20 protein-coding genes are annotated in these 21,783 nt (G+C 62.8%); 9 read left to right on the forward strand and 11 right to left on the reverse strand.

The window, feature by feature from the left end:
• Together C9427_RS07040 and C9427_RS07045 are read right to left on the reverse strand one after the other, a co-directional pair.
• Nucleotides 1-416: tetrahydrofolate dehydrogenase/cyclohydrolase catalytic domain-containing protein (locus tag C9427_RS07040; RefSeq protein WP_146172515.1), on the reverse strand; the 416-nt coding region annotated here is incomplete at its 3' end.
• A 259-nt stretch (nt 417-675) separates the two neighbouring features.
• Nucleotides 676-1,416, reverse strand: coding sequence for a L,D-transpeptidase (locus tag C9427_RS07045; RefSeq protein ID WP_107648419.1), 741 nt, complete (start codon nt 1,414-1,416; stop codon nt 676-678).
• Nucleotides 1,417-1,620: 204 nt separating this feature from the next.
• Between C9427_RS07045 and C9427_RS07050 the strand changes: the two genes are divergently transcribed.
• Complete coding sequence (locus C9427_RS07050) at nt 1,621-2,259, forward strand: DNA-3-methyladenine glycosylase I (RefSeq protein ID WP_107648420.1); 639 nt, start codon at nt 1,621-1,623, stop codon at nt 2,257-2,259.
• A gap of 170 nt (nt 2,260-2,429) precedes the next feature.
• Here C9427_RS07050 and C9427_RS07055 read toward each other — a convergent pair whose 3' ends face one another.
• A complete protein-coding gene (locus C9427_RS07055) occupies nt 2,430-2,630 on the reverse strand; it encodes a hypothetical protein (protein WP_107648421.1) in 201 nt (66 codons plus the stop codon).
• Between the two features lie 374 nt (nt 2,631-3,004).
• Between C9427_RS07055 and hisS the strand changes: the two genes are divergently transcribed.
• The 4 genes from hisS (at nt 3,005) to C9427_RS07080 (ending at nt 8,592) form a co-directional block, all read left to right on the forward strand.
• On the forward strand, nt 3,005-4,513 hold the full coding sequence (gene hisS, locus C9427_RS07060; RefSeq protein WP_425351634.1) for a histidine--tRNA ligase: 1,509 nt from the start codon (nt 3,005-3,007) through the stop codon (nt 4,511-4,513).
• 258 nt (nt 4,514-4,771) lie between these two features.
• Nucleotides 4,772-5,893, forward strand: coding sequence for an ATP phosphoribosyltransferase regulatory subunit (locus C9427_RS07070; RefSeq protein WP_107648423.1), 1,122 nt, complete (start codon nt 4,772-4,774; stop codon nt 5,891-5,893).
• Nucleotides 5,890-6,588 (forward strand): ATP phosphoribosyltransferase, encoded by a 699-nt coding sequence (gene hisG / locus C9427_RS07075; RefSeq protein WP_107648424.1) that lies wholly within the window; start codon nt 5,890-5,892, stop codon nt 6,586-6,588. Before C9427_RS07070 ends, hisG begins: the two co-directional genes overlap by 4 nt.
• A 231-nt stretch (nt 6,589-6,819) precedes the next feature.
• Complete coding sequence (locus tag C9427_RS07080) at nt 6,820-8,592, forward strand: AMP-binding protein (RefSeq protein ID WP_107648425.1); 1,773 nt, start codon at nt 6,820-6,822, stop codon at nt 8,590-8,592.
• Between the two features lie 142 nt (nt 8,593-8,734).
• Here the strand turns inward: C9427_RS07080 and C9427_RS07085 are convergent, their stop codons facing one another.
• Together C9427_RS07085 and C9427_RS07090 are read right to left on the reverse strand one after the other, a co-directional pair.
• Nucleotides 8,735-9,850 carry an alkene reductase gene (locus C9427_RS07085; RefSeq protein WP_107648426.1) on the reverse strand — a complete coding sequence of 372 codons (1,116 nt, stop codon included), beginning with the start codon at nt 9,848-9,850 and terminating at the stop codon, nt 8,735-8,737.
• A 45-nt stretch (nt 9,851-9,895) separates the two neighbouring features.
• Nucleotides 9,896-10,186 carry an ArsR/SmtB family transcription factor gene (locus C9427_RS07090; protein WP_107648471.1) on the reverse strand — a complete coding sequence of 97 codons (291 nt, stop codon included), beginning with the start codon at nt 10,184-10,186 and terminating at the stop codon, nt 9,896-9,898.
• A gap of 190 nt (nt 10,187-10,376) precedes the next feature.
• Here C9427_RS07090 and C9427_RS07095 point away from each other — a divergent pair, with 190 nt between their 5' ends.
• Nucleotides 10,377-11,027 carry a glutathione S-transferase family protein gene (locus C9427_RS07095; protein ID WP_107648427.1) on the forward strand — a complete coding sequence of 217 codons (651 nt, stop codon included), beginning with the start codon at nt 10,377-10,379 and terminating at the stop codon, nt 11,025-11,027.
• Between the two features lie 79 nt (nt 11,028-11,106).
• On the opposite strand, the gene C9427_RS07100 is transcribed toward C9427_RS07095, so the two are convergent.
• The 3 genes from C9427_RS07100 to C9427_RS07110 all read right to left on the reverse strand — a co-directional run bounded on the left by C9427_RS07100 (nt 11,107) and on the right by C9427_RS07110 (nt 15,983).
• A complete protein-coding gene (locus C9427_RS07100) occupies nt 11,107-11,589 on the reverse strand; it encodes a DUF992 domain-containing protein (protein WP_107648428.1) in 483 nt (160 codons plus the stop codon).
• A gap of 84 nt (nt 11,590-11,673) precedes the next feature.
• Complete coding sequence (locus C9427_RS07105; protein WP_107648429.1) at nt 11,674-14,823, reverse strand: efflux RND transporter permease subunit; 3,150 nt, start codon at nt 14,821-14,823, stop codon at nt 11,674-11,676.
• Nucleotides 14,820-15,983, reverse strand: a complete 1,164-nt coding sequence (locus C9427_RS07110; RefSeq protein ID WP_107648430.1) for an efflux RND transporter periplasmic adaptor subunit — start codon at nt 15,981-15,983, stop codon at nt 14,820-14,822. Before C9427_RS07110 ends, C9427_RS07105 begins: the two co-directional genes overlap by 4 nt.
• A gap of 79 nt (nt 15,984-16,062) precedes the next feature.
• Between C9427_RS07110 and C9427_RS07115 the strand changes: the two genes are divergently transcribed.
• Together C9427_RS07115 and C9427_RS07120 are read left to right on the forward strand one after the other, a co-directional pair.
• Complete coding sequence (locus tag C9427_RS07115) at nt 16,063-16,284, forward strand: cysteine rich repeat-containing protein (RefSeq protein WP_107648431.1); 222 nt, start codon at nt 16,063-16,065, stop codon at nt 16,282-16,284.
• Nucleotides 16,285-16,586: 302 nt separating this feature from the next.
• Nucleotides 16,587-17,543 carry a calcium:cation antiporter gene (locus C9427_RS07120; protein ID WP_245437016.1) on the forward strand — a complete coding sequence of 319 codons (957 nt, stop codon included), beginning with the start codon at nt 16,587-16,589 and terminating at the stop codon, nt 17,541-17,543.
• Between the two features lie 97 nt (nt 17,544-17,640).
• Here the strand turns inward: C9427_RS07120 and C9427_RS34710 are convergent, their stop codons facing one another.
• Both C9427_RS34710 and C9427_RS07130 read right to left on the reverse strand, forming a co-directional pair.
• Nucleotides 17,641-18,414, reverse strand: a complete 774-nt coding sequence (locus tag C9427_RS34710; protein ID WP_107648472.1) for a hypothetical protein — start codon at nt 18,412-18,414, stop codon at nt 17,641-17,643.
• Nucleotides 18,415-18,472: 58 nt separating this feature from the next.
• Nucleotides 18,473-19,888 (reverse strand): coiled-coil domain-containing protein, encoded by a 1,416-nt coding sequence (locus C9427_RS07130; RefSeq protein WP_146172516.1) that lies wholly within the window; start codon nt 19,886-19,888, stop codon nt 18,473-18,475.
• Between the two features lie 498 nt (nt 19,889-20,386).
• On the opposite strand from C9427_RS07130, the gene C9427_RS07135 reads away from it, so the two are divergent.
• Nucleotides 20,387-20,827: a lipid-binding SYLF domain-containing protein gene (locus C9427_RS07135; RefSeq protein WP_107648434.1), complete on the forward strand. Its 441-nt coding sequence runs from the start codon at nt 20,387-20,389 to the stop codon at nt 20,825-20,827.
• A 28-nt stretch (nt 20,828-20,855) separates the two neighbouring features.
• On the opposite strand, the gene C9427_RS07140 is transcribed toward C9427_RS07135, so the two are convergent.
• Nucleotides 20,856-21,764: a hydrogen peroxide-inducible genes activator gene (locus C9427_RS07140; protein ID WP_107648435.1), complete on the reverse strand. Its 909-nt coding sequence runs from the start codon at nt 21,762-21,764 to the stop codon at nt 20,856-20,858.
• Between the last annotated feature and the right edge of the window lie 19 nt (nt 21,765-21,783).

Below are 21,783 nucleotides of genomic sequence, written 5' to 3' on the forward strand. Positions count from 1 at the left end.
AGCTGGTTGTAGACGATGTTGCCGATCGAGGCCGGATGCATGCCCTCGGCATCCTTCAGCGGATGCACCGCCGCCTGCAACGTCTTGACCGGGATATGCGCCGGCACCGGCCGCTGGATGATGATGCCGGTGACGCGCGGATCGGCGTTCAGCCCATGGATCGCCGCTTCCAGTTCACCGGCCGTGATGTCGGCGGGAAAGCGCCGCTCCTCAAAGGCGATGCCGGCCAGTGCCGCCTTGGCGCGCTGGTTGCGCACATAGACGTCCACCGCGGCAGTGTCGCCGACGGTGATCGACACAAGCTTGGGCGGAAAACCTTCGGCAGTCGCAATCACCGCGTCTTCGCGCACGGCGGCGATGATGCGTTGGGCGACCGGGCCGCCCTTGAGATAGCGGCTGTCGTCGGGCAGGGACATGGATGTCTGGCCTTTGTCTTGAAGCATTGCCGCCGACATAGCAAAAGAGCAGGCAAAAGGCAGCGGGAAAAGCGAACCGATGTGCCTCGCGTGCGACCTGCCGGCGCGGCCTGGCTTCACCATCATCCAGAAACGAAAAGGGCAGCGCGGTTTCCCGTGCTGCCCTTTCGTGACTGACCGTATCCCCACACGGCCCGTCCCCCGTTATCCCTATTCCAGAAATCTTGTGGACAGAATCACCGGTAAAAGCAACTGGAGATTACATCACCACAACCGTGGTGCCAACATTGACCCGCTCATAGAGGTCGACGACGTCCTCGTTGCGCATGCGGATGCAGCCCGACGACACCGCGCCGCCGATCGTCCAGGGCTGGTTGGTGCCGTGGATGCGGTATTCCGTCGAGCCGAGATAGAGCGCCCGCGCGCCGAGCGGATTTTCCATGCCGCCGGCGAGATAGGTCGGCAGGTAGCGGCCCTTGGCGGCCTCGCGCTTGATCATCACCGCCGGCGGGCGCCAGTCCGGCCAGACGCGCTTGTTGGTGATCTTGTGGGTGCCCGACCATTCGAAGCCCGGCTTGCCGGTGCCGACGCCATAGCGCCGCGCCTTGCCGTTCTTCTCGACCAGATAGAGGAAATTCTGCGTCGTATCGATGACGATCGTGCCTGGCTTCTGCCCGCCGTCATAGGCGACTTCCTGCGGCAGATAGAGCGGATTGATCTGCGGCCGCGCGACCATGCGCCTGGCCGGCGCCTGCACCGCTGCCGTGCGCAGCCGATCGGGTTGCGCTTGCCGCTGATAACGCCGCTGTGGCTGCACCTCCTGCCGGCTTTGCCGCACGATGCCCGGGGCGTGGCCGAGCTGCAGCACCCAGGGCGCCGAAAGGTCGGGGCTCACCACCACCGGCGGCCGGTCGGCATAGCGGTCATTGGCGCTGGAGGCGGTGACGCCGGCGGCAAGCATGGCCGCGGCGCCGAACAGGGAAAGGAACACTGACTTCATCGGAACGCACCTTGATCGTCGAACACGCGGGGAAGCCCCCGATGGCGCGAGCATTGGCGCGAAGCCGCAACCGAAACATGAATCGGAATGCGTAAAATGCCGCTTTGTCAGTAAACCTTTTGGTGTGGTTACCGGCCGGTTCAGGAATCTGGTAAAGCCGGGGTAAAAGCAGCGCGAAGCCCATTAACGAACGGATTTCTAGCGATGGAAAATGAAAACACAGGCCTGCTCGCCGGTCCCGACGGTGTGAAGCGCTGCTTCTGGCACGGCAATCTGCCGGACTATCTGCACTACCACGACCATGAATGGGGCCGGCCGGTCATTGATGATCGCAGGCTGTTCGAAAAGATCTGCCTCGAAGGCTTTCAGTCGGGCCTGTCTTGGCTGACCATATTGCGCAAGCGCGAGAATTTTCGCGCCGGCTTTGCAAACTTCGAGTTAGACAAGATCGCCGCCTTCACCGACAAGGATGTCGAGCGCCTGCTCGGCGATGCCGGCATCGTCCGCCACCGCGGCAAGATCGTCTCGACCATCAACAACGCCAAACGCGCCCGCGAAATGGTCGATGAATTCGGTTCGCTCGCCGCCTGGTTCTGGAAGTTCGAACCAGGCCCCGACGAGCGGCCCGCAATCGTCGACCTCGCCCATCTGCGCGCCAACCCGACCACGGCGGTCTCGGTGCGCATTTCGAAGGAGTTGAAAAAACGCGGCTGGAGCTTTGTCGGCCCGACCACCGTCTACGCCTTCATGCAGGCGATGGGGCTGGTCAACGACCATCTCGAGGGCTGCGTCTGCCGGGTGCAGGTGGAGAAGGAACGAAAGGCATTCAAGCGGCCGAAATAAGCTTCCTTTGCCTTCTCCCCTTGTGGGAGAAGGTGGCCGAGCGAAGCTCGATCGGATGAGGGGTGTTCCAGGGAACGCCGACGCCTCATTTCTTCCAGCACCCCTCAACCGTCTCGGCGCTGCGCGCCGATCCACCTTCTCCCACAAGGGGAGAAGGAGAAGGCCGGCGCTCAAACGCCGCCGGCGCCGGCGAGAAAGAGGCCGGCGACGATCGCCGCCACCGTGGCCAGGGCGGGATAGATCACCAACAGGCCGGTCATCAGCGCATCGCGCATGGTCGGGCCTCGGCGTTCTTCAACTGCGGCCTCGAACGGACCCGCGGGCAGCGCGCGAGCAGAGCTGTCGATGTCTGTTCCTTGTGCCGTGGTCATTGCCGGAACCCTTTGTTTCGGCGCACTTATCGGCCCTGATTGTGTCTGCACGATGCCGCGCTGATGGCGGAATTGTTTCCTTTTTGGCGCGATTTGTTTCGCAAGTGCCCTAAGCGTTTCGAAATTACTAATCACTGCAATTGGCCTCAATGTCCCTAGCCGCTTGGCCGCCCCGGCAGTGGATGAGCCAGAAGAAGTTGCCAACCCTTGCCGCACCAAGCCGCATCGGTTAGGAAACGCGCGCTCGCAACAAGTCAGTTTTACCTAGCAAAAAGACCCATCCCATGGCCGACAAATCGGAAAAGACCAAAGCGCGGCTGCCGCGCGGCTTTGCCGACCGCAGCGCCGACGACATCCGTGCCGTCGAGAAGATGATGGCGACGATCCGTGGCGTCTACGAACTCTATGGCTTCGAGCCGGTCGAGCAGCCGCTGATCGAATACACCGACGCGCTGGGCAAGTTCCTGCCCGACCAAGACCGGCCGAACGAAGGCGTCTTCTCCTTCCAGGACGATGACGACCAGTGGCTGTCGCTGCGCTACGACCTGACGGCGCCGACGGCGCGTTTCGTCGCCGAGAACTACGAGCGCCTGCCGAAACCCTATCGCAGCTATCGCTCCGGCTGGGTGTTCCGCAATGAAAAGCCCGGTCCCGGCCGCTTCCGCCAGTTCATGCAGTTCGATGCTGACACGGTGGGTGCACCGAGCGTGGCCGCGGACGCCGAGATGGCGATGATGATGGCCGACGTCATGGAAGCGCTCGGTATCAAGCGCGGCCAATACGTTGTGCGATTTAGCGATCGCCGTATTTGGGACGGAGTTCTTGAAGCAATAGGACTAGCTTCGGAGCATACTGTCACTCGTCGCCTCACTGTGTTGAGGGCAATCGACAAACTTGATCGCGTCGGCTTGGAAGGGGTCGAAGAACTACTTGGCCCTGGTCGAGCCGATGAGAGCGGGGATTTTACGAAGGGCGCCGGGCTTAAGTCCGAACAGATATTGGCCATTATGAGTCTTCTTCACGGCAGTGAAATTGATAGGATGGCGTACTCGGGGGAGGTCATTTTTTCTGGTGCAAGTGAGGCCGGCCCCTTGCATATGAAGATGGCTTTCAGTGAAGACTCTGCCTTTATGAACAATTTGAGGGCGCTAAGTTCAAAATTTTCGATAAATGAGAACTTTTCAACTGGCTTGGAAAGTCTGGAGACTATCGAAAAGCTAGTTAGAACAAGTGGGTATGGTGCGGATAGAATTCGCATCGATGGAACGGTGGTGCGCGGCCTCGAGTATTACACCGGCCCGGTCTATGAGGCCGAGCTTCTGGCCGAGATCCCCAATGAGGACGGCCAGATTGTCCGTTTCGGTTCCGTCGGCGGTGGTGGTCGTTATGACGGCCTCGTCTCGCGCTTCCGTGGTGAACCGGTGCCGGCGACCGGCTTTTCCATCGGCGTCTCGCGGCTGATGACCGCGCTGAAGAACCTCGGCAAGCTCGACACGTCGGATGTGATCGCACCGGTCGTCGTGCTGGTGATGGACAAGGACACGGAAAGCCTCGGCCGCTACCAGAAGATGGTGGCCGAGCTGCGCGCCGCCGGCATTCGCTCCGAAATGTATCTCGGCGGCGCCGGCATGAAGGCGCAGCTCAAATATGCCGACCGTCGCGGCAGCCCCGTCGCCATCATCCAGGGCGGCGACGAGCGCGCCAAGGGCGAGGTGCAGATCAAGGACCTGATCGAGGGCGCGCGGATGTCGGCCGAGATAGCGGACAATGCCGAATGGCGCGCTGCCCGGCCCGCGCAGGTGACGGTGGCGGAGAGTGAACTGGTCGGTGAGGTACGCAAAATACTCGCGGCGCAGGCCGAGGAGAGGGCACGTGGCAAATAGAGGCCGCGTTCCTTCGCGCCCCCCTCTGTCCTGCCGGACATCTCCCCCACGAGGGGGGAGATCGGCTGCTTCGTCGATCTCGCTTTTCTTGCAACGTAGGCGATTGGCGAAAGCCGGCGCGACATCCGATCTCCCCCCTCGTGGGGGAGATGTCCGGCAGGACAGAGGGGGGCGCCGTAGAGCGCCTACGTTCATCCGTCTTGGCGCTGCGCGCCAATCCACCTTCTCCCACACGGGGAGAAGGGAAGGGCGCCTGCAATGACCTCCCGCTACCCCGCCATATCAGCCGACATCACCAGCCTCTTCGCGGCGCGCAACACCCATGCTGTCGAGGTCGCGGTGCTGCAGCCGGCCGACCCGTTCCTCGACATGGCCGGCGAGGATCTGCGTCGCCGCATCTTTCTCACCGAAAGCGAGACGGGAAAGACGCTGTGTCTCAGGCCCGAATTCACCATTCCCGTCTGCCTCGACCATATCAGCTCGCAGGCCGGCACGCCGCGCCGCTATTCCTATCTCGGCGAGGTCTTCCGCCAGCGCCGCGAAGGCGGCAATGAGTTCTTCCAGGCCGGCATCGAGGATCTCGGCGATCGCGACACGGCCGCCGCCGACGCCCGCTCGTTGGCCGATGCGCATGCTTTGCTGTCGCTGGTGCTGCCGGACCAGGCCCTGACGATCACGCTGGGCGACCAGACCATTTTCGAGGCGGTGCTGGCGGCACTCGGCCTGCCGCGTGGCTGGCGCATGCGGTTGGCGCGGGCCTTCGGTTCGGCGCCGATGCTGGAGGCGGCGTTGGCCGATCTCGCCAATCCACCACGCAATGGCCAGCTCTCCGGCCCTGTCGCGTCGCTTGTGCTGGACGGTGATCTGGAAGGCCTGTCGGCGCACATCGCCGGCGGCATGGAGGAGGCCGGGTTGTCGGCGTCGGTCGGACGCGCGCCTGCCGACATTGCCCGGCGGCTGATCGAAAAGGCCGAACTGCGCAGCGTCAGGCTGTCGAACGAGGCGTTTTCGGCGCTGAAAACCTTTCTGGCGATCGACGTGCCGCTTGGCAGTGCTGCCCAGGCGCTCGAAGCCTTCGCATCGGGCGCCGGCCTTTCCCTCGGCGCGGCGCTGGAGAATTTCGCTGCCCGCGCCAGCGCAATTGCAACACACGGCCTGCCGGTCGAAAAAATCCGCTACGACGCCGCCTTCGGCCGTCCGCTCGATTACTACACCGGTCTCGTCTTCGAGATCGCGGCGGAAAATGGCGACCGGCCGCTGGTCGGCGGCGGCCGTTACGATCGCCTGCTGACGCTGCTTGGCGCGAAGACGCCGATCCCCGGCGTCGGCTTTTCCGTCTGGCTCGACCGCATCGAGGCGTTGCGGGAGAGGGCGCCATGATCACGCTGGCGATCCCGTCGAAAGGCCGGCTGAAGGAGCAGGCGCTGGAGGTGCTGGCCAGAGCCGGGCTTGCCGTCAACCTGCCCGGCGACGAGCGCAAATACCGCGCCCGCATCGAAGGCGCCGAAAGCATCGAGGTGGCGTTCCTGTCGGCCTCCGAAATCGCCGGCGAGATCGGGCAGGGGACGGTCGATCTCGGCATCACCGGCGAGGACCTGTTGCGCGAGACCCTCGCCGACTGGGAGACGCGCGCCGAGATCGTTGCTCGCCTTGGTTTCGGCAATGCCGATGTGGTGGTGGCGGTGCCCGACATCTGGCTCGATGTCGATAGCATGGCCGATCTCGACGACGTCGCCGCAGATTTCCGCCAGCGTCACGGCAGGCGCCTCAGGATCGCCACCAAATACTGGCGGCTGACCCAGCAATTCTTTTCGCAAAAGCACGGCATCCAGGTCTACCGTATTGTCGAAAGCCTGGGCGCCACCGAGGGTGCGCCGGCGGCGGGCCTGGCCGACGTCATCGTCGACATCACCACAACCGGCTCGACGCTGCGCGCCAATCATCTGAAAGTGCTGGGCGACGGTGTCGTCCTGCGGTCTGAGGCCTGTCTTGTGGCTTCGAGGAAGACGCGCGCGGCCGCCGACGAAGCTGTGTTGCGCGACATCGCCGCCAAAATGGCGTCGGTGGAGAGATAGGTTGGCCTGAACCACGGCATGTTTGTTCTTGCTTTGTGCCATCAGTTATGGTAGAGATTTCGGCACGGTGCTGATTTGCGCCCAAGGATCCGCCCGCCGAGGCGGTTTTTTTATTTCAGGTTCCGGCGGTTGCCGGCGCGACCTGGGTTCGAAACCCTGCCCACTACCATCGATGGGATTTCCACCACCTTGCCGGGCTGATAGGTTCGGCCGTCTGCGGAGGAGACGGCGATGCCGATCAATCTCGACGAGTTGAAGAATGCCACCAACCTGCGCGGTCGCGGCCCGCGCAATGGCGCAACTTTCGTCGCGCCGGTCGACGGCAGGGCGCATGTTTCGGGCGAGCGCACGGTGCCGCTGCTCAACCAGACGATTCCGGCGCTGTTTTCCGACACTGTCAGCAAATACGGCACGCTCGATGCCGCCGTTTTCGTCGCTCAGGACAAGCGTTTCACCTGGAGCGAGCTGTCTGACACGGTGGACGCGCTGGCCGCCGGTTTCCTGGCGCTCGGCCTGGAGAAAGGCGACCGCGTCGGCATCTGGTCGCCGAACCGCTGGGAATGGCTGGTGACGCAGTTCGCCACCGCCCGCATTGGCCTGATCCTGGTCAACATCAACCCGGCCTACCGGCTGACTGAACTGGAATATGCCCTGAACAAGGTCGCTTGCAAGGCGCTGGTCACGGCTGTCCAATTCAAGACCTCCGACTACCTTGGCATGATCGAGACGCTGGCGCCGGAGATCGCCAAGGCGACGCCGGGCAAGCTCAAGGCGCAAAAATTGCCGGCGCTGGAGATCGTCATCCGAATGGGCGAGGAGAATTCGCCCGGCATGTTCAATTTCGCCGACGTGCTGGCGATGGCCGGGCGCGACGAGCATGACAGCCTCGACCGCATTTCGGAGGGACTGAAGCCCGGCGAGGCCATCAACATCCAGTTCACTAGCGGAACGACGGGCGCACCCAAGGGCGCCACGCTGACCCATGCCAACATCGTCAACAACGGCAATTTCGTCACTTCGGCGATCAAGCTCACCGCCGACGACAGGCTCTGCATCCCGGTGCCGCTCTACCACTGTTTCGGCATGTCGATGGGCACGATGGGCTGTGTCACCAAGGGCGCCACCATGGTTTTCCCGGGCGAGGGCTTCGATGCCGGCGCCACGCTGAAGGCGGTGGCGCAGGAGCGCTGCACCGGCCTCTATGGCGTGCCGACCATGTTCGTCGGCCTGCTCGACCATCCGGATTTCGCCTCGTTCGATCTCACCAGCCTCAGGACCGGCATCATGGCCGGCTCGCCCTGCCCGATCGAGGTGATGAAGAAGGTGGTGTCACTGATGCATATGGCGGAGGTGACCATCGCCTACGGCATGACCGAGACCAGCCCGGTGTCGTTCCAGAGCGGCGTCGACGATCCGCTGGAAAAACGCGTCTCGACGGTCGGGCGCATCCACCCCCATGTCGAGGTCAAGGCCATCGACGCCGAGGGCGCAACCGTTGCGGTCGGCGTGCCAGGCGAGCTCTGCACGCGCGGCTATTCCGTGATGAAGGGCTATTGGGATGACGCCGAGAAAACCCATGAGGCGATCGACAGCGACGGCTGGATGCACACCGGCGACCTCGCCACCATCGATGTCGAGGGCTATTGCAACATTGTCGGCCGGGTCAAGGACATGGTCATCCGTGGCGGCGAGAACGTCTATCCGCGCGAGGTCGAGGAATTCCTCTATCGCCATCCCAAGGTGAAGGAGGTTCAGGTATTCGGCATTCCCGACGCCAAATATGGCGAGGAGCTTTGCGCCTGGATCGTGCTCAAGCCCGGCCAGGTCGCCACCGCCGAGGAGATCAAGGCCTTCTGCACCGGCCAGATCGCCCACTACAAGATCCCGCGCTACATCCGCTTCCGCACCGAACTGCCGATGACGGTGACCGGCAAGCCGCAGAAATTCCTGATGCGCGAAGCGATGGTCGAGGAGTTGGGGCTGGTAGCGCAGAAGACGGCGTGAGGGACACAGAACAGTTCGCCGTTTCAGGGGAAACGGTGAACTGCTCGGTCTCTTGTTTTGAAGCAATTCCGGACGGGTTCACACTTTTCCCGGAATTGCGCCACCCTTGGCAGCAAGTCGCAGCATGGCCTTGTGCCGATCCTCAGGCCGCCGTCGGATAGTCTGTATAGCCCCTGGAGTTGCCGCCATAAAACGTCGCCTTGTCCGGGTCGTTCAGTTCGGCATTTCGCTTCAGGCGGCTGACGAGGTCGGGGTTGGCGATGAAAAGCTTGCCGAACGCGACGAGGTCGGCATAGCCGTCCGCGACGGCCTTCTCGGCCAGTTCCTTGTCGTAGCCATTGTTGACCAGCCAGGCGCCCTGTCCGCCGGCGTTGCGATAGGCGGCTTTGAGGTCCGCATAGTCGAACGGCTTGTCGCCCTGGCTGAAGTCGCGCGCGCCGCCGGTGGCGCCTTCGACGATATGGAGATAGGCAAGGTCGCGGTTGCCCAGGCCCGCCACCACATGGTTGAACAGCGGCTGCGGATCGGTATCCGAAGCGTCGTTGGCGGGCGTCACCGGCGACAGCCTGATCCCGGTCTTGCCAGCGCCGACAGCGCCTGTCACCGCGTCGACTACCTCAAACAGGAGGCGCGCCCGGTTTTCGATGGAACCGCCATAGTTGTCGTTGCGATGGTTGGTGCCCGAGCGCAGGAACTGGTCGATGAGATATCCATTGGCGCCATGGATCTCGACGCCGTCGAAACCCGCTTCTTCGATCGCCGCTTTGGCCGCACGGCGAAAATCTTCGACGATGCCAGGAAGTTCGGCTGCGTCGAGCGCGCGGGGCTCGGACGTCTCGACGAACTCGCCAATGCCGTCCGGCTTGACCAGATAGGTCTTGGATTTTGCCCTGATAGCGGACGGCGCCACCGGCTTGCCGCCGCCGGGCTGCAGCGTGTTGTGCGAGATGCGCCCGACATGCCAGAGCTGGACCGCGATCTTGCCGCCGGCGGCATGAACGGCGTCCGTGACGCGCTTCCAGCCGGCAAGCTGGTCGGCGCCATAAAGGCCGGGCACGTCGGCATAGCCCTGGCCCTGATGGCTGATGGCGGTGGCTTCCGTTACGATCAGCCCGGCCGTGGCGCGCTGGCTGTAATAGGTGACGGCGAGGTCGCCGGGCACCGCATTCGGAGAACGATTGCGCGTCAGCGGCGCCATGACGATGCGGTTCGCAAGCGCCAGGTCGCCAAGCCGCAGGGGGTCAAAGATGGTAGTCATGAGAAATGCCTTTCATGCATTTGTGGGGGCAGTGGGGGAGGATGGTCAGAGATCGGACAAGGCGACCTGAAAGGCGGCGATGGTTTCTTCGTTGCGCTTGTAGAACACCCATTGGCCGACCCGCCGCGTGTTAACGAGGTCGGCTGACGCCAGCGTCGCCAGATGCGCCGAAACACTGGACTGCGCCAGGCCGCGACGTTCGAACTGGCTGGCGCACACGCCCATCTCAAGCGGATGCGCCTGCTCGGCGAAGTGCCGTTCAGGCTCCTTCAGCCACGCCAGGACATCACGTCGAAACGGGTGCGCCAGCGCCTTCAATATGATGTCGTGGTCCATCTTTACCTGCATCGATCTCAACCGATATATAGATCGGGAAGAGACGATATCGCAGGAAATCCATCCCATTCTTGAGGGCGATCGGAGAAAAGTTGCCGCCCCATATGGCAACGGGGCCGGAATAATTGTCGGGAACTACGCCGGTCGTTCGTCCTTTGAAGGCGCAACAACCCGAACACCGGAGCCTCCAATGACCCCGACCATCACGGCCTTCGAAAAATCGCCCGACCGCGGCAAGGGACAGGCGCGTGACATGCGTGTTCGTTGGGCGCTTGAAGAAGTGGGTCAGCCCTACGAAGTTCGACTTGTCTCGTTCGCCGCGATGAAGGAACCGCCGCATCACGCACTACAGCCTTTCGGCCAGATTCCGACCTATGAAGACGGCGATCTCGCTTTGTTCGACTCAAGCGCCATCGTGCTCCATATCGCGGAGCGCCATGCTGGCCTGCTGCCGGACGAGGCGAATGCCCGGGCGCACGCGGTCATGTGGATGTTTGCCGCGGTTACCACGATGGAGTGGACGATCGTCGAGCGCGAGACCGCCATACTCCTGGAAGGCGAGGAGACTTGGCACAAGCAGCGCCTGGCCGTTGTCGAGGATCGCATCCGTGGCCGGCTGCGCGACCTCTCCGCTCGCCTTGGCGATGCCGAATGGCTCGATGGCGCCTTCAGCGCCGCCGATCTCTCGATGGTGATGGTGTTGCGCCGGCTGAACCGGTCGAATTTGCTGGACGAGTTCCCGAACCTCCTGGCCTATGTCGCCCGTGGCGAAGCGCGCCCGGCCTTCAAGCGTGCATTCGATGCTCAGCTGGCGGTTTTCACCGCCGCATCGACCGGCTGACAAGGGCTGTTCTGGCGGCTTATGGTGACGCAGACGATGGGTTGAGGGTCGACAGCGGGCTTCGCCGCAATCCGGCCAGCTAGTTTGCCGCGGTCAGTTCAACCTGCTCGACCCCCGCCGCGATGTTGATGCCAGTTTCGCCTTCGACTGCGAGCGGTTGAAGTGCAAAGGCTTTCTCGGTTCCGCCTAGCAGGGCATCGGCGCCAACTCCAAGACCCACGGCCGCTTCCGCGTCGACGCCATCATATTTGCCGGTCAGCAGGCCATTGTCCTTGGCCGTCGAGCCGCTGACGACGGCCCATATGAGATGGCCTTCTTTCACCTCGCCGAGTTCGATGCCGAATTCGTGGATCGAGCCGGTGTAGTTTTCCGTTGTGCCGTCATTCCTGGTGAATACGCAGGTCATTGTCTGTTTGCGCTCAATGATCTCGCCGATGCCGGTCGAGGTGTCGCATTTCAGGATGCCGACCTGGGCGTTCACCGCCCAGGCCGGCGCGGTCGCGATGAACAGAAATGACGCGCCCGCAAGCGCGAAGATGCGGAAGACGGAGTGGAAAAGCATGTCAGATTTCCCTGATTGAGGTTGCGAAACTGATGCGTCGATAAAAGGTGGTTCTCCCCGGCCGGCGCGGCGATTTTGCCGTGCCTAGCCGGGAAGCGTGGATGTGACCTCCCGCTTCGTCTTGCGCGCGGCGCGCCATTCCTCGAACCGTTGCAGGATGACGAAGAAGGACGGCACGAAGAGAACGGCGAGGCAGGTCGAGGCGATCATGCCGGAAAAGACCGTGATGCCGATCGACTTGCGTGCGCTGGCCCCGGCGCCTGTCGCCACCACCAGCGGCGCGACACCGAGGATAAAGGCGAAGGATGTCATCAGGATCGGGCGGAAACGAGCACGTGCGGCCTCGATCGCGGCTTCGACGATCGGTCTGCCGGCGGCGCGTAGCTCCCGCGCGACCTCGACGATCAGGATGGCGTTCTTGGCCGACAGCGCAATCAGCAGGATCAGGCCGATCTGGACATAGAGATTGTTGTCGATGCCGAGGCCGTTGAGCACCAGGACCGGGCCGACCAGCGACAGCGGCGCGGCAAGCAGGATCGAGATCGGGGCCAGCCAGCTCTCGTATTGGCCTGCCAGCACCAGATAGACCAGGAGCAGCGCCAGGCCGAACACCAGATAGATCTGGCTGCCGACGAGCTTCTCCTGATAGGAGAGCGCCGTCCAGTCGTAGCCGGTGCCGGGCGGCAATGTGTCGGCCGCGACCCCTTCCATCAGCTTGATCGCGTCGCCCGACGAGAAGCCTTGCGCCTGCACGCCGATGATCGACGCTGAGGGATAGAGGTTGTAAAGGCTGATCAGCGAAGGCCCGACGCTTGGCGTGATCGTCAGCAACGTGCCGAGCGGAATCATGTCGCCGTTCTGGTTGCGCACGCTCAGGCGGGCGATATTCTCGGGCGTCAGGCGGAATTGCGCGTCGCCCTGCACATAGATCTGGAACACCCGCCCGAACTTGTTGAACTGGCTGACATAAGTCGAGCCGAGATAGCCGGCGAGCGTCTGGAAGACCTGGTCCGTGGTCAGCCCCAGGGTTTGCACCTTCTCGCGGTCGATCTCGACCGTGTATTGCGGGACGTTGGCGCGGAACGGCGCCGATACGCGCTGGATGCCAGACTGCGTCTGGGCAGCCCTGGTCACCGCCTCGACCGCGCCCTGCAGCTTGGCGAGGTCGAAACTGCCGTCACGCAGCTCGACCTGCATGGTGAAGCCGGCGGCGTTGCCGATGCCCTGGATCGGTGGAGGCGGCAGCACCAGCACGGTGCCGTCAGCCATGCCGGACATATTTTTGTTGAGCGTGGCGTAGAGCGAGGCAAGATCCTCGCCCTTGCCGCGCAGGCTCCAGTCCTTGAGGATGATGTAGGCGACGCCTGCGTTCGCCAGCGTCGAGTTGTTGTCGAGCGCCGAGATGCCGGCGATCGTCACCACCTGATCGACGCCAGGCGTTGCCTTGGCGATCTTCGAAACCTGTTGCAGCGTCTCCTGCGTACGGCCAAGCGCGGCGCCGTCAGGCAGCTGAACCGCGGCGAGCATGTAGCCCTGGTCCTCGATCGGGATGAAGCCGGTGGCCACGCGCGCTATGCCGTAGCCCGCCGCGCCGATGATCAGCAGCGCAATGATGCCCATAACCGTACTGTGACGCACCATGGAGCCGATCAAGCCGGCATAGCGGTTCTCCATGCGCTGGTAGACCGCGTTGAAGCCGCGAAAGAAGAAATTGCGCTGCTCCGGCGGCACCGGCCGCCTCAGCCAGGTTGCGCATTGCGTCGGCTTGAGCGTTGCCGCGTTGATGGCGCTGATTATGGCGGTTGCCGCAATCACCAGTGCGAATTGCGCATACATTTGCCCCGTAAGGCCGGGCAGGAACGCAGCCGGCAGGAACACCGCCATCAGCACTAGGGTGATGCCGATGATCGGCCCGAACAGCGCGTTCATGGCGGCAATCGCCGCATCGTGGCCCGACATGCCACGCTCCATATTGTGGGCGGCTCCCTCGACCACGACGATGGCGTCGTCGACGACGATGCCGATGGCAAGCACGATGGCGAACAGGGTCGACAGATTGACCGAGAAGCCGAGCGCGGCCATCGCCGCGAACGCCCCGATGATCGTCACCGGAACGGTCGTTGCCGGCACCAGCATGGCCCGCCAGTCCTGCAGGAAAAGCAGGATGACGATGAGCACCAGGACGGCGGCTTCGATCAGCGTCTTGTAGACCTCGTGGATCGCCTGGCTGACGAAAATCGTGGTGTTGAAGGGGATCGAATATGCCAGCCCTTTCGGGAACTCGCCCGACAGTTCCTTCATCCTGGCCTCGACCTTGCCGGCCACATCGAGCGCGTTTGCGCCCGGCGACAGGAAGACGGCCATGCCGGCGGCCGGCTGGCCGTCGAGATTGAAGAACTGCCCGTAGGTCTGGGCGCCGAGTTCGACCCGGCCGACATCGCGCACGCGCGTCATGTCGCCATTGGCGCCGGTCTTGACGATCACGGCGCCGAACTGGTCGGGGTCATCAAGGCGACTGGACACCTCGACCGTGTACTGGAAGGACTGGCCGTCCGGCGCCGGCGGCGCGCCCATCTGGCCCGCGGTGACCTGCTCGCTCTGCTGGCTCAGCGCCTGGACGACGTCCTGCGTGGTAAGGCCGCGCGCCTGCATCTTCTCGGGATCGAGCCAGACGCGCATGGAATACTGGCCGGCGCCGAACACATTGACATTGCCGACTCCCGGTATCCGGGAGAGTTCATCCTTCAGCCGGATGGTCGCGTAATTGGCGAGATAAAGGCTGTCATACTGGCTGTCAGGCGAGGTCAAGGTGACGATTTCGAGGATCGAGGTCGACTTCTTCTGAACGGTGACGCCCTGCACCTGCACCGCCTGCGGCAGCCCCGCGAGCGCCGAGGACACCCGGTTCTGCACAAGCACCTGCGCCTGGTCGAGATCGGTGCCGATGGCGAAGGTGACGGTGAGATTGTAGGTGCCGTCCGATGCAGCATAGGACTGCATGTAGATCATGCCCTCGACGCCATTGACCTGCTGCTCGATCGGCAGCGCCACCGTGTCGATCACCGCGCGCGCACTGGCGCCCGGATAGCGCGTCGTTACCGAAACCGTGGGCGGAACCACGTCGGGATACTGCGCCACCGGCAGGGCAAAGAGCGAGATGATGCCGATGACGACCATGAGGATGGCGATGGCGTTGGCCAGGACCGGCCGCTCGATGAAGAATTTGGAGATCATTGCGCTGCGCCCGTGGCAGCCGCTTCCAGTTTCTTCTCTTGCGGCTCGATCTTCTGGCCGGGCACGGCGGTCAGCAGGCCGGAGACAAGGACATGGTCATCCGCGGCAATACCCTTGGTGATGACGCGCAACGCTCCGACGAGTTGGCCCATCTCAACCGGCCGCTGCTCGACGACATCGTCCTTTCCGGCGACGAGCAGGTAGCGCCCCTTCTGGTCGCTGCCGATCGCCCGGTCGGGAACGAGCAGCATGTCCGGCTCTTCGCCCAGCGGCACGCGCACGCGCACGAAATAGCCCGGCAGCAATGCCCGGTCTTCATTGGGCAATACGGCGCGGACGGCCAGTGTGCCGGTGGCGGCCGTGACTTCTGGCGCGGCATAGTCCAGCATTCCCGCATGGGGATAGCCCGTCTCGCTCTGCAGGCCGACCTCGACCGGTATTTTCTTGAGGTCCTGCGCGGTCATTCCACGCTTGGCCATGGCGGCGCGAATGCGCAGCACATCCTGCTCCGAGATGTTGAAATTGACGTAGATGGGAGCGAGCTGAATGATGGTCGCCAGCGTGGTGGCGCCGCCGGCGCCGACCAGCTGCCCCATCGAAACCTGGCGGGAGGTGACGGTGCCCGCGAACGGCGCCTTGACCTCGGTGTAGCTCAGATTGAGTTGAGCCTGCTTGACGTCGACCGCGCTCTGTTTCTGCTTGGCGATGTCGACTTGGGCCGCCGCGGAGGACTGGTCCAAGGTCGATTGCGAGATGATTTTCTGGGACAGCAGCTCCTGCTGCCGCTTCAGGTCGGCGCCGGACTGCTTGGCGGCCGCATCGGCTGAACCCTGGCCGGCCTGGGCTTGCTCGAGCGCCAGCTGATAGGTATCGGGCTCGATCAGGAACAGCCGGGCGCCGGCCTTGACCTCGTCGCCATCCTTGTAGTCGATTTCCTGGATAAAGCCCGAGACGCGCGCAACCAGCGGCGTCGTGTTTACCGCAGCAGTGTTGCCAGTGGCCTCGAGATAGGGCGTCACGCTCTGCTTCAATGGAAGCGCCACGTCGACCTTGGGCGGAGGCGGTGCTACGTAAGCATTCTGCTCGTTGCAAGCGGACAATAGTATTGTAACGGCGACCAGGCCTGCCGCCGGCGCGATTCTACCTGATACGAAAAGCATTTTCCCCCTCTGGATACTTCCCGGTGTATATCGCACTATATGAAAGTGAGCTAATTTACATATTTGCGGGGAGGTTGTCATGCGGATTGCGTTAAGCGTGCTTTTCCTGGCGACCCAGATGGCGGCCACCGTGGCGATGGCGCAGACGGCGTCCGAGCGCGAGGCCTGCGAGGCGGATTACAAGAAGTTCTGCAGCGGCGTGCAGCAGGGCGGCGGCCGCATCATCGCATGCCTGTCCGGCCATATGAGCGAGCTGACGCCCGAATGCCAAAAGGTCGTCAAGGCGAATACGCCTGGATAGGACCGGCACGATCTTTCCGGGCCGCGGGTGGCATTATGTTTCTAGACTATCGGACGCCTCGGGCGAGGCCTGCGGGCGCAGGATAGGGAGTGGTCGCAGCGCGCCAGATGTGCTCCAAATAGACTTCCACAAGAGCACAAGCGTAAAAGGCTGCAATGAGCGGTTTCGCAAGATCGGCGGTTTCCTACGCGATGCCGTTGGCCGCTCTCGCTGTGGCCATCGCGGTCAGGGCCAGCGGGCTGTCGGTAGACCAGGGTTCCATCAACATGAGGATCCTGGTCGGAGCGATTTCGAGCGCGATCATGTTCACCACCATCTTTGTGGTGCTCGACCACGCCGAGGCGGTGGCGCGTCGGGTAGGGGAGCCCTACGGCACCCTGGTGCTGACCATAGCCGTGACGGCCATCGAGGTGTCGATCATCGTGTCCATGATGTTGCATGGCGAAAACAACCCTACACTTGCACGCGAATCCGTCTTCTCGACGGTGATGATCACATCCACCGGCGTTGTCGGCGTGTGTCTGACATTTGGCGGCTGGCGGCATCGCACGCAGGCGATTGTCCGACAAGGGACCAGCGCCTATCTGGCGGTTCTGATCGCGCTGACCGTCATGACGCTTATTTTGCCGACCTACACGCAAACTACGGATCCAGGCACATTTTCGGCGGCTCAGCTTGGCTTTGTCAGCGTACTTTCGGTGCTGCTTTATGCGGGTTTTCTATTCGCGCAGACTGTCCGCCACCGGGACGATTTCATTGAAGGACAGGCACACGGCGTCTCGACGCGAGCCGACCCTCACGAGAGCATCCTCACGCGCGTTCTGCTGCTGGCGATCGGTCTGATCGGCATTGTCATGCTTGCCGAGCAAGTCGCCGCAAGCATCGAGGATACGCTGGTTGCCTACCAGGTGAGCCAGGCCGACGCCATTGTGGGGGCATTGATCGCCGGCCTCGTCCTGATGCCGGAGTCCGTTTCGGCGATTCGTGCCGCCCTCAACAACGAGTTGCAGCGCGGTTTGAATGTCGCGATGGGTTCGGCCTGCGCCACGATTGGTTTGACCATCCCGGTGGTCGCTGCCGCCAGCCTGCTGACGGGAAGGGGCCTGACGCTGGGCATTCCCGCGGCTGACACCGTACTTTTGGTCCTGGCGCTTTTCATAAGCAGCGTCAGCTTCAGCAACGAAAGAACGACGTTCCTGACCGGCCTGGTCCACCTTGTCGTCTTTTTCACCTATGTGCTTTTGATCTTTGTTCCGTGAAGGTCTTGGTGCGAGTTGGCAATCGGTGACCTGATGCGTGTGGCGATAGTAGTAGAACTGGGGCAGAGTGCCGTGTGTCCCTTTTACAGGCCTGGAACTATATTATTGCGGTGACCCGGCCTGCCTTATCGAGGCGACAACCGACCTTCGCCTGCCGGACTTCGATGCCGCCTTTTCCTGCGTAATCTATTCGCACTTGGATCGGCGCCGTGAGTGCACCTCGACGTTGATGCAAGGCACCCGCGCTTACCGCACGGACACGGACGGCGCCAAGCGGCTTCGCGGCGGAAATGATCGCCGCGCGGCAGGCTTGCACGACCGCGGCTGGCGTACCGGGTATCGCTTTCAGGGGTCCCACGGATCCAAACGGGTAGCCCAGGGTCGAGTTACCCCGGCCTGTCCTGGAAGGCCTGAGAACGGATGGCAGAGAGATCGATTGCCTGGTGGTCTTGGCGGGGACAATGGCTTTCGCGACGGCGGGCGGACTGCCGGGAGCAGTAACCGATTTGTTTGCGGCGGACGGATCGTCGCCCACGCCGACACCCGCTGAAACGCTTCCGCTTGTGTTGCTGGCATTGCCACTAACGTCTGCGTCGACTGATCCTGCGCCGACCGAAGCGCCAACGTTTGCTCCACCCACACTGTCGACGCTCGTGCCCACCCCCACAGATGTGCCTTGCGAACCGACGCTCACTCCAGCACCGACCCCGAGACCGCCAACGCTCGCGCCTGCAGAAACGCCTTGCGAACCGACGCTCACTCCACCACCGATCCCTAGACCGCCGACGCTAACGCCCAAACCTGCACCCAGAGCCGAGGCAGGGCCGATCGCAATCCCGATCGTCAACGCGGCAGCCACATATTTTTTCATTTTGATACTCCCGTGCGGCATACATTCAGCTTCTTCGTCGGCACCGGCGCAGCTCGCGCTAGTTCAGTGGGCGCGTTGGGAGCAATGGTGCGGGAAGTTCGATGGCCAGCACCTCAAGCTGCGGCGACTTCCGGTACTTCACTTTCTGTTTTTTCTGCGAGCGCGGTTTACTGGCTGGCTGCACGCCCGAGTCCGATAATGCACTTGCAATTGCACTCGCGGGGGTACGTGCTTTCAGCGTGCGCTCCGCAGCGGCGCGACGCTTGTCCTTGACGATCGACTTACGCGCGGCACTGAGGCTGCGGGCCAAACCAGTAGCTCTTTCACGCTCCTGGTCCAGTGCCGCACTCAATTCTATTGAGTTCTGCTTCAAGGCATCGCGGTCCCGGCGAACAATGTCGAGGTCACGTTCAGCTGAATCTGCCCGTTCGCGCTCCAGTGCGAGTGTCTCTCCGGCTTGCTTTGAAGCGGCCTCGGCTGCCTGGCGGCCTTTCACGGCGTTGGCCTGCTCGCCCGCGGCCAGATTTGCGCTTTTCTTGAGAGCATCGATGGTTTGACGCGCCGTGGCGAGTTCCTGTTCGAGGGACTCAACCTTCTGCCGATCAAGCGCTTGCTTGGCGGAAGCCTGAGCGGCTTCCTGATTTGCGCCTGTCTTGAGAGCGTCGATGGTCTGACGCGCCGTGGTGAGTTCCTGTTGCAGGACCTCGACCTTCCGGCGCTCCTCATCAAGCGCTTGCTTGGCGGAAGCCTGGGCGGCTTCCTGATTTGCGCCTGTCTTGAGAGCATCGATGGTTTGACGCGCCGTTGTGAGTTCCTGCTTGAGAGATTCAACCTTCTGCCGCTCAAGCGCTTGCTTGGCGGAAGCCTGAGCTGCTTCCTGATTTGCGCCAGTCTTGAGAGCGTCGATGGTCTGACGCGCCGTGGTGAGCTCCTGTTGCAGGACCTCGACCTTCTGGCGCTCGTCATCAAGCGCTTGCCTGGCGGAAGCCTGAGCGGTTTCCTGATTTGCGCCTGTCTTGAGAGCATCGATGGCTTGACGTGCCGTGGTGAGTTCCTGCTGGAGGGACTCAACCTTCTGGCGCTCAAGCGCTTGCTTGGCGGAAGCCTGAGCGGTTTCCATTGAGGTCTGCGCTTCAGGCACGGCGCCTTTCGTGCTGTCCCAGAGACTGGCTGTCGTCTTCAGATTTTCGATAACACGATGCGCCGTCTCCAGACTATGCGCGAGCGCCTCGTCTCTTCGCTGCTGTGCCTCCAGGGCCTCTGCCTGCCTGGCCAGCTCCGCTCGTGCTGCGGCCAATTCGCGGCGCAAGGCTTCCTGGGATTCGAGCGCGCTAGGTTGCGCCTTGTCCGGCTCTTTCTCGATATCGGGGCGGTCCGAAACCACGACCGACGAGCTGTCGTTCGCTGCGGCAACCGCTGACGCTTCGGGCGCCGACTGGCTATTTGCCGGAGATGCCAACAGCAGAATGAGCACCAACGAAACGAGAGACGGCAGAGCGTTACGCCCCCTGTCACATATCCCGTGAAGTAAGATCAAAGGACGCGATTTAATAAAGTTGAAGTCACAGCGGAGACACTTTGACCTGGGACTCTGCACATGACTCATTCCTGAACCTCGCCGACCGCGGCCCTCACCGCTATTGTATTCTCCATTACTGCACGCCGCGGCGCTGGATGCCGCGCACCTAGAGGTTAACTCCTATCTCCTGGTTTTCGTCATTCGAACGAACGAAAATTTCGTTCTTCCGAAAGGCTGCGTGCTCAATGCCACAGACTGCTCTGTCTGGTCATCCAGAGCGGCGGGTAGCCGATACCACTGGTCGCCATGACCTCGTTTCGTAGCGGTCGTTTCCAGCCGGTTTCAGGCCGCGTGCTTGGAACCAATGATGGGCGAGACTGTTCAGCTATGATTTTGATACGACGCTGACGTGCCCGGCAGGCTGGGGAAGCGGCAATCCAAGGAGTTCTCATCATGAAGATTTCGTCGAGATTTCGTTCGGTCGCGGTTGGCGTTATCGCCGCCGCGGGAGTTGGCTTTGCCAGCACTGCGTATGCCGACAGCGGCACCATCCGCTTCGCCGTCTATAAGGCAGCCTTCTTCATCGGCGGCTCCGGTGGCGAGGGCACGCTGACCTTCCATGGCCGCCGATATCCCATCTCGGTCGGCGCTGTCTCCGGCGGCTTCGCCTTCGGGGTCTCCAAAACCTATTTCCGAGGCACTGTGCGCAACATTCGGCGCGCCCGGGATGTGGCCGGGGTGTACGGTGCAGCGGGCGGTGGCGGCGCGCTTGGCAAAGGGGCCCAGGTGATCGTCATGACCAATGACAAGGGCGCTCAACTCGAACTCTCAGGCAGACAGGTGGGCCTGCAAGTCAACGCAGATCTTAGCGGTATGAGCATCTCGCTGAAGTAAGAGCCGAATGGCGGCTCCGACCTCGACCTCAAGCCGCCAACACCGCCGCATCCAACCCTCGAATAATCTTAGCCAGTTCAACACACTCGTCGTGCCGCGCCTTGTTGCGTCGCCATGCGAGACAAATCGTGCGTTGCGGCATCGGCTCCTTGAACGGCACGATCTTGAGATCCGGCATGGCGCTGGCCGGCCTTGTTGCCATTTCCGGGATCAGCGTGACGCCGAGCCCGTGCGCCACCATCTGCAAGAGCGTCGTCAGGCTGGTGGCGCCGTAGCTTGCCATCGCCACCGGACGCACGCTGCCGCAGACGGCGAGCGCCTGTTCGCGCAGGCAGTGGCCTTCCTCCAAGAGCATCAGCCTTTCCAGCGCCGGACTTTCCGGCGGCACCGGCGGCGAGGCGAATGCGGGATCGCCGGCCGGCACGGCGAGGAAAAACCGGTCGCGGAACAGCTCTTCGCTGACCAGTCCGGGTTGATCGAGGGGCAGGGCGGCGATGAAGGCGTCGAGCCTGCCCGACGCGCTGTCCTCGATGAGCGATGCGGTCACCGCTTCGCGCAGTTCGAGTTGCAAGGCCGGGAAATGCCGTTTCAGCTCCGGCAGCGCATGCGGCAACAGATAGGGCGCGACCGTCGGGATGATGCCAAGCCGGAAGCGCCCCTCCATGGCCGGGCGGCCGCGCCGGGCCGTCGTCTCGACGTCACGGATATCGGCGAGAATGCGCTCGATGCGGGGCTGCAAGGCCAGCGCTTCGTCAGTCATCCGCACCAGCTTGCCGCCACGCTCGAACAACCGGCAGTTCAGCTGCTGCTCCATCCCGGCGATCTGTGAGGACAGCGCCGGCTGGCTGACGCCGGCAAGTTTTGCGGCGCGGCCGAAATGCAGAGTCTGCGCCAGCGCCTCGAAATACCGCATCTGCCGGACAGTGAGGCCTATCATAAGAAAAACCTATCGAAAA

Source organism: Mesorhizobium helmanticense, from assembly GCF_003034915.1.
Taxonomy (GTDB): Bacteria; Pseudomonadota; Alphaproteobacteria; order Rhizobiales; family Rhizobiaceae; genus Mesorhizobium; species Mesorhizobium helmanticense.

Excerpts from the sequence above, each read along its gene's own strand:
- C9427_RS07045 (WP_107648419.1), bottom strand. The coding sequence starts at position 1,416 with ATGAAGTCAGTGTTCCTTTCCCTGTTCGGCGCCGCGGCCATGCTTGCC.
- C9427_RS07050 (WP_107648420.1), top strand. The coding sequence starts at position 1,621 with ATGGAAAATGAAAACACAGGCCTGCTCGCCGGTCCCGACGGTGTGAAG.
- C9427_RS07055 (WP_107648421.1), bottom strand. The coding sequence starts at position 2,630 with ATGACCACGGCACAAGGAACAGACATCGACAGCTCTGCTCGCGCGCTG.
- hisS (WP_425351634.1), top strand. The coding sequence starts at position 3,005 with ATGGCGACGATCCGTGGCGTCTACGAACTCTATGGCTTCGAGCCGGTC.
- C9427_RS07070 (WP_107648423.1), top strand. The coding sequence starts at position 4,772 with ATGACCTCCCGCTACCCCGCCATATCAGCCGACATCACCAGCCTCTTC.
- hisG (WP_107648424.1), top strand. The coding sequence starts at position 5,890 with ATGATCACGCTGGCGATCCCGTCGAAAGGCCGGCTGAAGGAGCAGGCG.
- C9427_RS07080 (WP_107648425.1), top strand. The coding sequence starts at position 6,820 with ATGCCGATCAATCTCGACGAGTTGAAGAATGCCACCAACCTGCGCGGT.
- C9427_RS07085 (WP_107648426.1), bottom strand. The coding sequence starts at position 9,850 with ATGACTACCATCTTTGACCCCCTGCGGCTTGGCGACCTGGCGCTTGCG.
- C9427_RS07090 (WP_107648471.1), bottom strand. The coding sequence starts at position 10,186 with ATGGACCACGACATCATATTGAAGGCGCTGGCGCACCCGTTTCGACGT.
- C9427_RS07095 (WP_107648427.1), top strand. The coding sequence starts at position 10,377 with ATGACCCCGACCATCACGGCCTTCGAAAAATCGCCCGACCGCGGCAAG.
- C9427_RS07100 (WP_107648428.1), bottom strand. The coding sequence starts at position 11,589 with ATGCTTTTCCACTCCGTCTTCCGCATCTTCGCGCTTGCGGGCGCGTCA.
- C9427_RS07105 (WP_107648429.1), bottom strand. The coding sequence starts at position 14,823 with ATGATCTCCAAATTCTTCATCGAGCGGCCGGTCCTGGCCAACGCCATC.
- C9427_RS07110 (WP_107648430.1), bottom strand. The coding sequence starts at position 15,983 with ATGCTTTTCGTATCAGGTAGAATCGCGCCGGCGGCAGGCCTGGTCGCC.
- C9427_RS07115 (WP_107648431.1), top strand. The coding sequence starts at position 16,063 with ATGCGGATTGCGTTAAGCGTGCTTTTCCTGGCGACCCAGATGGCGGCC.
- C9427_RS07120 (WP_245437016.1), top strand. The coding sequence starts at position 16,587 with ATGTTCACCACCATCTTTGTGGTGCTCGACCACGCCGAGGCGGTGGCG.
- C9427_RS34710 (WP_107648472.1), bottom strand. The coding sequence starts at position 18,414 with ATGAAAAAATATGTGGCTGCCGCGTTGACGATCGGGATTGCGATCGGC.
- C9427_RS07135 (WP_107648434.1), top strand. The coding sequence starts at position 20,387 with ATGAAGATTTCGTCGAGATTTCGTTCGGTCGCGGTTGGCGTTATCGCC.
- C9427_RS07140 (WP_107648435.1), bottom strand. The coding sequence starts at position 21,764 with ATGATAGGCCTCACTGTCCGGCAGATGCGGTATTTCGAGGCGCTGGCG.